Annotated in this window: 11 protein-coding genes; 8 read left to right on the forward strand and 3 right to left on the reverse strand. The window is 64.4% G+C overall.

Annotated elements, in window-relative coordinates; genetic code table 11:
• Window positions 1–107: 107 nt before the first annotated feature.
• The 3 genes from E7V67_012610 to tssK all read right to left on the reverse strand — a co-directional run bounded on the left by E7V67_012610 (window position 108) and on the right by tssK (window position 2,604).
• Complete coding sequence (locus E7V67_012610) at window positions 108–449, reverse strand: hypothetical protein (protein ID WUR15906.1); 342 nt, start codon at window positions 447–449, stop codon at window positions 108–110.
• Entirely contained in the window at window positions 449–1,186 is a 738-nt protein-coding gene (gene icmH, locus E7V67_012615) for a type IVB secretion system protein IcmH/DotU (GenBank protein ID WUR16269.1), read from the reverse strand. Before icmH ends, E7V67_012610 begins: the two co-directional genes overlap by 1 nt.
• Window positions 1,187–1,260: 74 nt before the next feature.
• Complete coding sequence (gene tssK, locus E7V67_012620) at window positions 1,261–2,604, reverse strand: type VI secretion system baseplate subunit TssK (protein ID WUR15907.1); 1,344 nt, start codon at window positions 2,602–2,604, stop codon at window positions 1,261–1,263.
• A 370-nt stretch (window positions 2,605–2,974) separates the two neighbouring features.
• Here tssK and E7V67_012625 point away from each other — a divergent pair, with 370 nt between their 5' ends.
• The 8 genes from E7V67_012625 to tssH all read left to right on the forward strand — a co-directional run bounded on the left by E7V67_012625 (window position 2,975) and on the right by tssH (window position 12,240).
• Window positions 2,975–3,475, forward strand: coding sequence for a hypothetical protein (locus E7V67_012625; protein WUR15908.1), 501 nt, complete (start codon window positions 2,975–2,977; stop codon window positions 3,473–3,475).
• A 124-nt stretch (window positions 3,476–3,599) separates the two neighbouring features.
• Window positions 3,600–4,103: a type VI secretion system contractile sheath small subunit gene (gene tssB / locus E7V67_012630; GenBank protein WUR15909.1), complete on the forward strand. Its 504-nt coding sequence runs from the start codon at window positions 3,600–3,602 to the stop codon at window positions 4,101–4,103.
• Window positions 4,104–4,105: 2 nt separating this feature from the next.
• Complete coding sequence (gene tssC, locus E7V67_012635; GenBank protein WUR15910.1) at window positions 4,106–5,596, forward strand: type VI secretion system contractile sheath large subunit; 1,491 nt, start codon at window positions 4,106–4,108, stop codon at window positions 5,594–5,596.
• A gap of 36 nt (window positions 5,597–5,632) precedes the next feature.
• Window positions 5,633–6,124 carry a type VI secretion system tube protein Hcp gene (locus E7V67_012640; GenBank protein ID WUR15911.1) on the forward strand — a complete coding sequence of 164 codons (492 nt, stop codon included), beginning with the start codon at window positions 5,633–5,635 and terminating at the stop codon, window positions 6,122–6,124.
• 46 nt (window positions 6,125–6,170) lie between these two features.
• The gene (tssE, locus tag E7V67_012645; GenBank protein WUR15912.1) at window positions 6,171–6,662 is read left to right on the forward strand and encodes a type VI secretion system baseplate subunit TssE; all 492 of its coding nucleotides are present in this window, start codon (window positions 6,171–6,173) and stop codon (window positions 6,660–6,662) included.
• Between the two features lie 3 nt (window positions 6,663–6,665).
• Complete coding sequence (gene tssF, locus E7V67_012650) at window positions 6,666–8,510, forward strand: type VI secretion system baseplate subunit TssF (protein ID WUR15913.1); 1,845 nt, start codon at window positions 6,666–6,668, stop codon at window positions 8,508–8,510.
• Window positions 8,474–9,568 carry a type VI secretion system baseplate subunit TssG gene (gene tssG / locus E7V67_012655; protein WUR15914.1) on the forward strand — a complete coding sequence of 365 codons (1,095 nt, stop codon included), beginning with the start codon at window positions 8,474–8,476 and terminating at the stop codon, window positions 9,566–9,568. The genes tssF and tssG overlap by 37 nt, the downstream gene beginning before the upstream one ends.
• A gap of 14 nt (window positions 9,569–9,582) precedes the next feature.
• Window positions 9,583–12,240, forward strand: coding sequence for a type VI secretion system ATPase TssH (tssH, locus tag E7V67_012660; protein ID WUR15915.1), 2,658 nt, complete (start codon window positions 9,583–9,585; stop codon window positions 12,238–12,240).
• The last annotated feature ends 198 nt before the right edge of the window (window positions 12,241–12,438 follow it).

A 12,438-nucleotide genomic window follows, 5' to 3' on the forward strand; every position in this document is an offset into this window, starting at 1 on the left:
GGTTTTGATGTCCTCAACCGCGAAAGTCAGCGGTACTTTGTCCGTGGAGTGAGCACTGCCACAGCAGGGTTGCGCACTCTCGAGATGAAGCTTGATCTGAGTTACCGCTAGTGGTTTGGCTGACACAACTCGGCTTGTAGTCCTGCGCCTTCAGCGCCTGCTGCCCATTGACCGCGCCGGAATGGGCGCCTTTCTGCTTCGGGTAGCAGCGTGATGGTCAGTTCCTCGCCGATGAACTGGTGCAGGTCGAGGTCCGTGGACGTGGACAGCGCGTCGACGTCGAAGGCATACAGCTCGTTGACCGCTTCGCGCCCCGTGAAGCATTCCGGCATCAGCGACTCGGGCAGGTCGCCGTCCTGCGCGCTGGCCAGGGTGATCAGACGGGCGTGCTGGGACAACCCCGTGCCGAAGATTCCCAGGGCCGGGGCGATGGTTGCAGCGACATCCATCAGGGCAGCGTGATCGTCAGGTTCGCTGCGCGGGGCGCCATCTTGACCACGTCGTTATAGGCCGTCATCTTGTTTTCCGTGTGATGCGACAGCGTCGTGCGCAGGCCCAGGAAGCCCAGCACGCAGACCAGGCCGAACACCGAGCACATGACCCATACCGGCAGGTCGCTGCGCAGCTTGTGCTTGACCTGGTCGGGGCGGTCGGCATGCGGCGCGAAGCCGCCGCGCTTGCCCTTCATGTGGGCGATCTCGTCGCCCAGGCGCGAGGTCAGGTAGTTCAGCTTTTCCGAACCTTCCAGGATGTAGCGGCCCTGGAAGCCCAGCAACAGGCACATATGGAACACTTCCAGCGCCTGCACGTGGGCACTGCCACGCGCGCGCAGTTCTTCCAGGCGGTTGAAGAAGTTCTCGCCGGCCAGCTGGTCGCCGAACAGCGTCAGTTGCAGCGGGCGGCGCTCCCACGCATCGCGGATCGGGAACGACGAACGCAGGATGATCTCGTCGACGGCGGCGCAGAACGCGTACTTGGCGGCGTCGACGTCGTCGGCGGCAGCGTTCTGCTTCTTGGCCGCGCGGCCGAAGTCGTCCAGGAACTGGGCCATCTTGCGGGCGAATTCGCCGTCGTCCTGCGGGCCGTTGCCGTTCTTGAGCATGAACAGGGCGTAGAAGCCGTCGTACATCAGATCGAGCAGCGTTTGCGGTGCGGCGTGCGCCGCCGCGGGGGCGGCGCTGCCCATCAGGGAAGGTGCGGTCATGGTAGTCATTGCTTGGTAAATCCTCGGGCTTGCATATTAATTAACCGGCACGCGGCTTACGACGTCACCGCCACCAGGTCCAGCTTCACGTCGTGCATGCCGCCCGGGACGTAGATCGAGATGGATTGCGCCTGCAGCATGCGCTCGTACATCTGGCCTTTCGCTTCGATGGAGAAGTAGATCGCGTCCGGCCGCACCGGCACGGCGGCCGGCACCTGCGGCGCGTGCTGCAGGCGCACACCCGGCATGGCCGACAGCACGAACTTCTCGACGTCGTCCGGCGCGCCCACCTTGAAGCGCAGCGGCACGACGTCGACGATCTCGGTGGCCGGCATCTCGGCGGAGACGGCCAGGTAGAACGTCGTCTTGTCGTCGATCTTCTGCGAATCGAGCATGCCGTGGTGGTACGACGGCTTGACCTCGCGCAGGGCGATGGCGAAGTACTTGGACGAGATCACCGTATCGAGCAGTTCGCGGATGATCTGGTACAGCGTCTCGAACGCGGGCCCGGGGTCGGCGTGGCTGTAGGACGGCAGGTCCGAGAGCGTCCAGCTCTTCGAGAACGTCATCAGGCCGCCGGCGAGCGACAGCAGCTGTTCGAACAGGCGTTCCGGATGCAGCGCCGGATGCTGGTAATAGTGCGACAGGGCGGCATAGGCGGTGCTGGCCGTGTGCAGCAGCCAGAACGAGGACATGTCGCCGGAGCGGAACTCGATCACGTGCTTGCTCGGCTCGCGGTGATGGCCGTACAGCGCGCTGACCTTCGCCTGCAGCGCGTCCAGCAGGCGGCGCAGCTGATTGAACAGCAGCGGGGCGCTCTTCACCGACAGGCTCGGGGGCAGGAAGCCGGCATCGAGTTCGAAACCGCCGGTGGCGGCGCGGCGCAAGCGCAACAGCGGGAAGTGCACGTAGGAGTCGCGCGGCTCGAATTCGGACACGAGGCGCACCGTTTTCTTGAGGTAGGACAGCTGCGCCGACGCGGCATGCGTATATAAATCAGGCGTCTCCCGGTTCTCCTGCTGGAAGCGCACGGCATTGGCGCCGGGCGCGTTGGCGTCGCCGAAATTGCCGCCGAACGGCTTGAAGGCGGGCAGCGCGGCGTAGAACGTCACGCTCTGGCCGCCAGCCGGCAGCTGGCTCAGGTCGACCGAGTCGGGCAGGTAGTCCAGGCCGGGCGCGTCGTACAGTTCGCCGTCCTGGAAGCGCAGTGCCAGCTCGAGCAGACGCAGCGAGTTGTTGCCCAGCGCGTCCCGGTCGATCTGCAGCTGTTCCACGCCCCAGGCATAGGGATGCAGGGCCTGGACGCTTCGGTGCAGGCGGTGCTCGTGGTATTGGTCCTGCTGCTGGAAGTGCTGGGGGCGCAAGAACAGGCCATCGCCCCAAAGAATTTTGCTACTCATGCGTGATCGCATCCTTGTCGACTGTGTGCGTGGATGCCCGGATCGCAGCAGCGCGGCTTTCGTATGCCGAAGCGTTGTCTGCGTTGCACCAAGCACGACGCCCTTTTTTAACGGGGCGGCCGCGGGGTTAATCGGAGGTTTACTGCTGACCCGGTCATAAACCGATGTACTCTTCAATAATAAATTACTGATAAGGTTGAGTCTGTTGGTTATAATTATATAATAAGCATCTTTGATGAGCTAGTTTGAGGGCAGCATGACAACCGTTACACAGTTTGGCCGCATCGGCCGGTTTATTGGCGCAGCCGCTTGCGCCGCCACCTTGGCAGCGTGCTCGGCCACCGGACCGGTGGCAATCGAGAAACCCGCCATGCCTACCATGGAAGACCTGCTGGGCAAGGCAACCCAGGCCAGCGGCGCTGGTCAGAAAGAGCAGGCCGTTACGCTGTGGAAGCAGGCCGCCGCGGCATTCCCGACCGAGAAGCAGCCGTGGGTGAACATCGCCCAGGCCCGTTTCGACGCCGAGCAGTATGGCGAGGCGATCGTCAATGCCCAGGAAGTGCTGGTGCGCGACCCCAACGACCGTGTCGCGAACAGCATCATCGCCATCAGCGGCCTGCGTGTGGCGACGCGCGCGTTGAGCGACCTGAGCCGCCAGAACAACCTGTCCGGCACGACCAAGACGGACGCGCAGGAAATGGCCAAGATGCTGCGCGAGACGCTGGGTGAAACCGTGCTGGTGAAGGATGCCGGCCAGCAGATCATTCCTGGCGGCGCCCGCACGACCACCACGAACACCAAGCAGACCGGCAAGGCCGCGAATAAAAAGCAGGGCAAGCAACCCGACAACCCGTTCGACATGCTGAAATAATGTTTTGCTAACTCCGTGGTGGACGAAGCAGGGCGGCGGATGCCGCCCGCGGCGCGCTGGCTGGCCAGCGCGCCATGTTTTCCCCGGGTGACCTCAGTATTTAACCCAACGATAGGGATATCCCATGCCAAAAAACTCCAGCGTCCAGAAAAAACTGCAGAAGGTTCGTCCGCCGCGGGTCCAGATGACCTATGACGTGGAAATCGGCGACGCGATCGAAAACAAGGAACTGCCGATGGTGGTCGGCGTCGTCGGCGATTTCGGCGGCAATTCCGAAGTGGCGCAGAAGCGCCTGAAGGACCGCAGCTTCGTCGCGATCGACCAGGACAACTTCGACGAGGTGCTGAAAGGCGTCGCACCGCGCGCGGCGTATCGCGTCAAGAACGAGCTGAGCGCCGAAGGCGGCGAGTTCGGCGTCGACCTGACGTTCAAGTCGATGGAAGACTTCCGCCCCGAGGCGGTCGTGCAACAGGTCGATCCGCTCAAGAAGCTGCTCGAGGCACGCACCAAGCTGGCCGACCTGCGCAACAAGCTGGCCGGCAACGACAAGCTGGAAGACCTGCTCAACGACGTCCTGAACAGCACCGAGAAATTGGCCGAACTGGGCCAGCAAACCACGAAAGAGTGATCATGTCCGCACAAGCCACTCAAGCCGGCGCAGCCGCCGTTACCACCACCACCGAAGCTGGCCTGCTTGACCAGATCGTCGAGCAGAGCAAGGTCGCCAAGTCCAGCGCCGAGCACGCCCGCGCCAAGGACCTGATCTCCGAACTGGTCAGCCAAGTCATGGACGGCACCGTCGTCGTCTCCGACAACCTGGCCGCCACCATCGACGCCCGCGTCGCCGAGCTCGATCGCCTGATCTCGGCACAGCTGTCGGCCATCATGCACGCGCCCGAGTTCCAGAAGCTGGAGAGCAGCTGGACGGGCCTGAACTACCTGGTGCGCAACAGCTCCACCGGCCAGAACCTGAAGATCAAGATGCTCAACGCGACCAAGCGCGAACTGGTGAAGGACTTCCAGAGCGCGCTGGAGTTCGACCAGAGCACGATGTTCAAGAAGGTCTACGAGGAGGAATTCGGCACCTTCGGCGGCGCCCCGTTCGGCGCGCTGCTGGGCGACTTCGAGATCACCCGCCAGCCGGAAGACATGTATTTCATCGAACAGATGTCGCACGTGGCCGCCGCCGCGCACGCGCCGTTCATCACGTCCGCGTCGCCCGAGCTGTTCGGCCTGGAGAGCTATTCCGAGCTGGGCAAGCCGCGCGACCTGTCGAAGATCTTCGACACCGTCGAATACGCCAAGTGGAAGTCGTTCCGCGAATCCGAGGACTCGCGCTATGTGGGCCTGACCCTGCCGCGCTTCCTGGGCCGCCTGCCGTTCAATCCGGCCGATGGCGCCACCACGGAAGGCTTCAACTTCGTCGAGGACGTGGACGGCACCGACCACCACAAATACCTGTGGTGTAACGCCGCCTACGCGTTCGGCACCAAGCTGACGGCCGCGTTCGAGGACTACGGCTGGTGCGCGGCCATCCGCGGTGTCGAAGGTGGCGGTCTGGTCGAGGACCTGCCGACCCATACCTTCAAGACCGACGAAGGCGAGGTCGCGCTGAAATGCCCGACCGAGATCGCCATCACCGACCGCCGCGAGAAGGAACTGTCCGACCTGGGCTTCATCTCGCTGGTCCACTGCAAGAACACCGACTATGCGGCGTTCTTCGGCGCGCAGTCGGCGCAGAAGCCGCGCAAGTACAACAACGAAGCCGCCAACGCCAACGCCGTGCTGTCGGCCCAGCTGCAGTACATCTTCGCCGTATCGCGCATCGCGCACTACATGAAGGCCATGATGCGCGACAAGATCGGCAGCTTTGCCGCCGCGTCGAACGTCGAGGACTTCCTGAACCGCTGGCTGACGCAGTACGTGCTGCTGGACGATAACGCCAGCCAGGAACAGAAGGCCCAGTTCCCGCTGCGCGAAGCGTCCGTGCAAGTTTCCGAAGTGCCGGGCCGCCCGGGCGTGTACCGCGCCGTGTCGTTCCTGCGTCCGCACTTCCAGCTCGACGAGCTGTCCGTTTCCCTCCGTTTGGTCGCGGAGCTTCCAGCATCGACCAAAACTTAAGCAACTTAGTTTTTAACATCTCTGAAAGGAACAACAATGGCAATCGACGTCTATCTGCAAATCGACGGCATCAAGGGCGAATCCGCCGACGGCACGCACAAAGACTGGATCGAGTGCAAGAGCGTTGAGTGGCAAGTGCTGCAACCGAAATCGGCCACCGCGTCGACCGGTGGCGGTCATACCGCGGAACGTACCGAGCACAAAGATATCGTCATCTCCAAGCTGGCCGACCTGGCAACCCCAGTGCTGCTGCAAACCTGCTCGTCGGGCAAGACCATTCCGAAAGCGAAATTCGAATTCATGCGCGCAGACGGTAACGGCGACCGCGTGAAATACTTCGAAATCGAACTGGAAAACGTGCTGATCTCCAGCGTTTCCCCGTCCGTCGAGCCAGGCAACATCCTGGTCGAAGACGTGGCCATCAAGTACTCCAAGGTCAAGTGGAAGTACACCCAGCAGAAGGTCGGCGGCGGCACCGGCGGCAACACGTCCGGCGGCTGGGACCTGTCGGCCAACAAGGTTGCCTGATAGCGCGTTCGCGCCTGTCTGGCATTCTTGAACCGCTGGGATACCGATGAAGGGTTTCGCGCCGGGTCTGTTTGACCGGCTGATGGATACACGGGCCAACGCGGGCGGGGGCGGCACGGTGTCGCGCATGTCGATCGAGGAGTTGAAAGACTCGGTCGCGCGCGACCTGGAAGCGCTGCTGAACACCCGCACCGTGATTCCGGAGGATCTGCTGAAGCGGTACCCCGAATGCGGTCGCTCGATCGTGACGTATGGCCTGCAGGATTTCGCCGGCCTGTCACTGTCGAGCGCCGACGACCGCGCCTTTATCTGCCGCTGCCTGGAAGAGGCCATCGCGCGCCACGAGCCGCGCCTGCGCAACGTGCAGGCCAGCCTGGAACTGCGCGCCGATTCCGTGAACCGCCTGAACTTCGCCATCACGGCGCTGCTGGTGGTCAGCACGGCGCACGAGCCGGTCAACTTCGATGCCGTGTTGCAGCCGTCCAGCCTGCAATACACCATCAGCAAGGCGCGCCGCGTGGCGCAGCCGGGAGCCTAAACGTTGGACCAGTTACTACCGTATTACGAACGGGAGCTGGGATTTCTGCGCCGTTATTCGCGCGAGTTTTCCGAGCGCTACCCGAAGATCGCCGGCCGCCTCCTGATCGGCGGCGAAGTCTGCGAAGACCCGCACATCGAGCGGATGATCGAGTCGTTCGCGTTGCTGAACTCGCGCATCGCCAAGCGCCTGGACGACGACTACCCCGAATTCACCGAAGCACTCTTCGAAGTGCTGTATCCGCATTACCTGCGGCCCTTTCCGTCGTGCTCGATCGCCCGGATGGATTTCGCCAGCGCGGCCGCGCAGCTCACCGCCGCCACCGAGATCCCGCGCGGCACCCAGCTGACGACGCGCCCCGTGCGCGGCGCCGTCTGCACCTTCCGCACCGCGTATCCGGTGACGATCGCCCCGATCGAGCTGGCGCGCGCTTCGTTCGCGGCCATCATCGACGCGCCCGAAGCGGTACGCCTGCCGCCGAACGCCACCTCCAGCATCAGCCTGACGATCGCCAGCACCTCGCCGCAGGTCGCACTGCCGCAGCTGAACCTGACCAAGCTGCGCGTGTTCATCGACGGCGAGCCGTCGTTCTGCGCCGCGCTGCGCGACGCGCTGTTCATGCGCGGCGTGTGCGCCTATGCGGAAGCGGACGACAGCGGACGCTGGGTCGCGCTGCCGAAGATTCCCGTGCTGCCGGCCGGCTTCGACGAGGACGAGGCGCTGATCGACTTCTCGGCCCGTTCGCACACGGCCTACCGCCTGCTGACGGAGTATTTCTCGTTCCCCGAGAAATTCAACTTCTTCGACATCGACCTGCGCGCGCTGGCCGCCGTGCTGCCGTCCGGCGCCCGCTCGATCACCTTGCACCTGGCCCTGGCCGGCATGCGCACCGACTCGAACACGGCGCGCATCCTGGGCACGCTGTCGACCAATAACGTGCTGCTGGGCTGCACCCCGGTCGTCAACCTGTTCCGCCAGCGCGGCGAACCGATCCGCCTGACCCATGCGACCGCCAGCTACCCGGTGCTGGCCGACGCCCGCCGCGCCTTCGCCTTCGAGGTGCAGTCGATCGACTCCGTCAAGCTGGTGCGCCAGACGCCGCAGGGCGAATCGATCCAGGAGTTCCGTCCGTTCTATTCGCTCAAGCACGGCCAGACGCCGGAGAAGAACGGCCATTACTGGATCGTGCGGCGCGACGACATGGTGGCCGAGAAGAGCCCAGGCTACGAGACCGAGTTGTCGCTGGTGGACATCGATTTCGATCCGGCGGAGGTCGAGACGGACACGCTGTCGATCGAGCTGACCTGCACCAACCGCGACCTGCCGGCGATGCTGAGCTACGGCCTGCGCGGTGGCGACCTGTTCATCGAGGGCGGCTCCAGCGTGCGCAGCATCAGCTTCCTGCGCAAACCCACGCCGTCCTACCGCTTCGAACGCGGACGCGGCGCGCACTGGCGCCTGATCTCGCACCTGTCGCTGAACCACCTGTCGCTGACGGACGGCGGCATCGACGCGTTCCGCGAGATGCTGACCCTGTACGACCTGCCGCGTTCACCGGCCTCGCAGCGCCAGATCGGCGGCATCATCGCGGTGGCGCACAAGGCCGCCACCGCCTGGTTGCCGGGCAATCCGTTCGCCTGCCTGGTGCGCGGCATCGAGGTACGCCTGACGATCGACGAGGAAGCGTTCGTCGGCAGCGGCATCCACGCGTTCGCGCACATCGTCGAGCGCTTCCTGGGCCTGTACGTGCACGCCAACAGCTTCACCCAGCTGGTGATCGTATCGAACAAAAACGGAGAGGAGCTGTTGCGATGCACCCCGCGAAGCGGCGATTTGAGCCTGCTGTAATCGAGCGGCTGTTCGCCGAACCGTATCGCTTCGAGTATTTCCAGGCGGTGCGCATGCTGGAGCTGTGGCTGAAGCGCCACGGCACGCCGGGCGAAGGGGCCATCGCCAACTTCGTGCGCTTCCAGAACTCGACCTCGCTGAGCTTTCCGCCCAGCGAGCTGGAGGCGTTGCAGCCGGAGCCACGCGACCTGCCGACCGACCGCCGCGCGCTGGCCGCGGCGCTGCAGTCGACCGAGCTGAAATACATCCGCATCACGCCCACCTTCATGGGCTTTTTGGGCAGCAGCGGCACGCTGCCGGCCCATTATACGGAACGCATCGCGGCGCACACGCTGTACGAAAAGGACGAGGGCCCGCGTGCCTTCCTCGACACGTTCTCGAATCGCGCCCTGGCGCTGTTCTACGAGGCCTGGCGCAAGTACCGCCTCGAGCTGAAGTACGAGATCGACGGCAAGGACAACTTCCTGCCGTTGCTGCTGTCGCTGGCGGGGATGGGCAACCACTCGCTGCGGCGGCGCTTGTCCGACCATGGCAACGGCGTGCTGGACGAGTCGCTGGCGTATTTCGCCACGGCGGTGCGGCAGCGGCCCGCGTCCAGCGTGCAGATCGCGCGCGTACTGTCCGAGTACTTCAACCAGACCGTGCGTGCCGAGCAGTTCGTCGGCCATTGGTATGACGTGCCGGCCGAGCAGCAGACGATGCTGGGCATGCGCAATGCCGTGCTGGGCGCGGGCGCGATGGCCGGCGCGCGCGTGTGGCAGCGCGACCTGCGCCTGCGCCTCGCGATCGGGCCGCTCGACCTGGCGTCCTACGAGTCGTTCCTGCCGGGTGGACGGGCCGCGCGGGCGCTGAGCGAGATGCTGACGATGTTCACGGGACTGTCGCTGGAATACGAAGTGCAGCTGATCTTGCGCGCCGCCGACGTGCGCGGGGTGTATCTGAAGGATGATCGTATCGGCGGCAGGTTGGGATGGGATTGCTTCCTCGTCCCTGACGAAGGGATGGACCACGCCGCACAGGACCGCGCCGACGTGCGCTATGAAATTCACGCGCTATAAAAATAGGGAATCATATGAGCATCAACCTGAAAACGCTGATCGGAAAACTGAACGAGACGAGCCGCACGGCAGCCACCCGCGCCGCCAGCATCTGCGTCTCGCTGGGCCACTACGAAGTCGATATCGAGCACCTGTTCCTGGCCTTGCTGGAGCAGCAGAACAGTGACTTCGTCATCCTGGCGCGCCAGAACGGCATCAGCGTCAGCATGCTGGAAGCGGACCTGCAATCGGAAGTGGCGCGCTTCAAGAATGGCAACTCGCGCACCCCGGTGTTCTCCGAGCGCATGCCGAAGCTGTTCGAGCACGCCTGGCTGATCGCCTCGCTCGACCTGCGTGCCGGCCAGCAGGCGCAGATCCGCAGCGGCCACCTGCTGCAGGCATTGCTGACCGAGCCGGAACTGGCGCAACTGGCCGCGCGCAGCTCGAAGCTGTTCGCCAGGTTCGACCTCGAGCAGATCAAGCACAACCTGGACAAGGTGACGGCCGGTTCCGTCGAAGCCGTCGTCATCCCGGCCGCGGGCGAGGCGGTGGAAGAGGGCGGCGATCCGGTCGGCGAACTGCAGCAGAAGGCGGCCAGCAAGACGCCGGCGCTGGACCAGTTCACCACCAACCTGACGCAGCGCGCGCGTGACGGCAAGGTCGATCCCGTGATCGGCCGCGACCTGGAGATCCGCCAGGCCATCGACATCCTGATGCGCCGCCGCCAGAACAACCCGATCCTGACCGGCGAGGCCGGCGTCGGCAAGACCGCCGTGGTGGAAGGCCTGGCCCTGCGCATCGCCCAGGGCGATGTGCCGGAAGTGCTGCGCGGCGTCGAAATCCATACGCTGGACATGGGCCTGCTGCAGGCCGGCGCCAGCGTCAAGGGCGAGTTCGAGAACCGCCTGAAGAACGTCATCGACGAAGTCAAGAAAAGCCCGCACGCGATCATTCTGTTCATCGACGAGGCGCACACGATGATCGGCGCCGGCGGCCAGGCCGGCCAGAACGACGCCGCCAACCTGCTGAAACCGGCGCTGGCGCGCGGCGAGCTGCGCACCATCGCCGCGACCACGTGGGGCGAGTACAAGAAGTATTTCGAGAAGGACGCCGCACTGGCGCGCCGCTTCCAGGTCGTCAAGGTGGAAGAGCCGAGCGAGGAGCTGGCCTGCGCCATGCTGCGCGGGATGGCGCCGCTGATGGAGAAGCATTTCAACGTGCGCGTCTACGACGAGGCCATTACAGAAGCCGTGCGCCTGTCGCACCGCTACATCTCGGGCCGCCAGCTGCCGGACAAGGCGATCAGCGTGCTCGATACGGCCTGCGCCAAGGTGGCGCTGGGCCAGAACGCCACGCCGGCCCTGATCGAAAACCTGGCGCGCAAGCTGGAGCGAATGGATGCCGAGGCGGCCTCGCTGCAGCGCGAGCAGGCCGGCGGCGGCAGTGCCCACGCGGCGCGCCTGAAGGAGCTGGAAGCGGCGCGCAAGGCGGCGCAGGAAGAACACACGGCCCTGGCTGCGCGCTGGGAGAAGGAAAAGGAGCTGACCGAGAAGATCAAGGCGGCCCGCGTGGTGCTGGAAGGTGGCGGTGAAGTCGATCCGAGCGTGCGCAAGGACATCGATGCGCTGCAGGTCGAGCTACGCGCGCTGCAGGGCGAGACCCCGATGGTGCCGGTGCAGGTGGACGGCCACGTGGTCGCCGAGATCGTCGCCGGCTGGACCGGTATCCCGCTGGGCAAGATGGTCAAGGACGAGATCAAGACGGTGCTGAACCTGAAGGACCTGCTGCAGCAGCGCGTGCTGGGCCAGGCGCACGCGATCGAGGCGGTGGCGCAGCGCGTGCGCACGTCGCGCGCCAACCTGGACGACCCGAACAAGCCGAAGGGCGTGTTCCTGTTCGTCGGCCCGTCCGGCGTCGGCAAGACCGAAACCGCGCTCGCGCTGGCCGACGTGCTGTACGGCGGCGAACGCAAACTGGTCACCATCAACATGAGCGAGTACCAGGAAGCGCACAGCGTGTCGGGCCTGAAGGGCTCGCCGCCGGGCTACGTCGGCTACGGCGAAGGCGGCGTGCTGACCGAGGCGGTGCGGCGCAATCCCTACAGCGTGGTGCTGCTGGACGAAGTGGAAAAGGCCCACCCGGACGTGATGGAGCTGTTCTTCCAGGTCTTCGACAAGGGCGTGATGGACGACGCCGAAGGGCGCGAGATCGACTTCAAGAACACGATCATCATCCTGACGTCGAACATCGGTTCGTCGCAGCTGATGCAGGCCTGCCTGAACAAGCCGGCCGAAGAGCTGCCGGCGCCGGAGCAGCTGGAAGAACTGGTGCGCCCGGTACTGATGAAGCAGTTCAAGCCCGCCTTCCTGGGCCGCCTGAAGGTGATCCCGTACTACCCGATCAGCGATGACGTGCTGGTCGAGATCATCGAACTGAAGCTGAACAAGATCAAGCAGCGCATCGCCGTCAATCACAAGGCCGAATTCAGTTACGACGAGGCGCTGGTGGAAGCGGTGCTGGCGCGCTGCACCGAGGTGGACTCCGGTGCCCGCAACGTCGACAACATCCTGAACGGCACCTTGCTGCCGGAGGTGGCGGAGTCGGTGCTGGCGAAGATGGCGGAAGGGGCGGCGATCAGCAAGATCAAGGTCTCGGCTGGGAAGAATGGGCAGTTCAAGTACACCGTGAAGTAGAAGCGAAAAGACCGCGGATGCGGAAATGCCGTTCAGTCGGAACTGAACGGCATTTTTCGTTTCATCGTGGCGAATGGTGGCAGAGCCGAGCAATCGGGTCCTGAGGTAGTACTTGCCAGCTGACATCCGATCGCATCCCACTGGGCACCAGCGACCCAAGTTGCTGTTTGCTGCTGAGGCTTACGAACCGCACTTCGA

The organism is [Empedobacter] haloabium (genome assembly GCA_008011715.2).
Taxonomy (GTDB): domain Bacteria; phylum Pseudomonadota; class Gammaproteobacteria; order Burkholderiales; family Burkholderiaceae_D; genus Rugamonas; species Rugamonas haloabia.

What these genes read in the sequence shown, in the direction of transcription:
- E7V67_012610 (WUR15906.1), bottom strand. Translation starts at nt 449, where the DNA reads ATGGATGTCGCTGCAACCATCGCCCCGGCCCTGGGAATCTTCGGCACG.
- icmH (WUR16269.1), bottom strand. Translation starts at nt 1,186, where the DNA reads ATGGGCAGCGCCGCCCCCGCGGCGGCGCACGCCGCACCGCAAACGCTG.
- tssK (WUR15907.1), bottom strand. Translation starts at nt 2,604, where the DNA reads ATGAGTAGCAAAATTCTTTGGGGCGATGGCCTGTTCTTGCGCCCCCAG.
- E7V67_012625 (WUR15908.1), top strand. Translation starts at nt 2,975, where the DNA reads ATGCCTACCATGGAAGACCTGCTGGGCAAGGCAACCCAGGCCAGCGGC.
- tssB (WUR15909.1), top strand. Translation starts at nt 3,600, where the DNA reads ATGCCAAAAAACTCCAGCGTCCAGAAAAAACTGCAGAAGGTTCGTCCG.
- tssC (WUR15910.1), top strand. Translation starts at nt 4,106, where the DNA reads ATGTCCGCACAAGCCACTCAAGCCGGCGCAGCCGCCGTTACCACCACC.
- E7V67_012640 (WUR15911.1), top strand. Translation starts at nt 5,633, where the DNA reads ATGGCAATCGACGTCTATCTGCAAATCGACGGCATCAAGGGCGAATCC.
- tssE (WUR15912.1), top strand. Translation starts at nt 6,171, where the DNA reads ATGAAGGGTTTCGCGCCGGGTCTGTTTGACCGGCTGATGGATACACGG.
- tssG (WUR15914.1), top strand. Translation starts at nt 8,474, where the DNA reads ATGCACCCCGCGAAGCGGCGATTTGAGCCTGCTGTAATCGAGCGGCTG.
- tssH (WUR15915.1), top strand. Translation starts at nt 9,583, where the DNA reads ATGAGCATCAACCTGAAAACGCTGATCGGAAAACTGAACGAGACGAGC.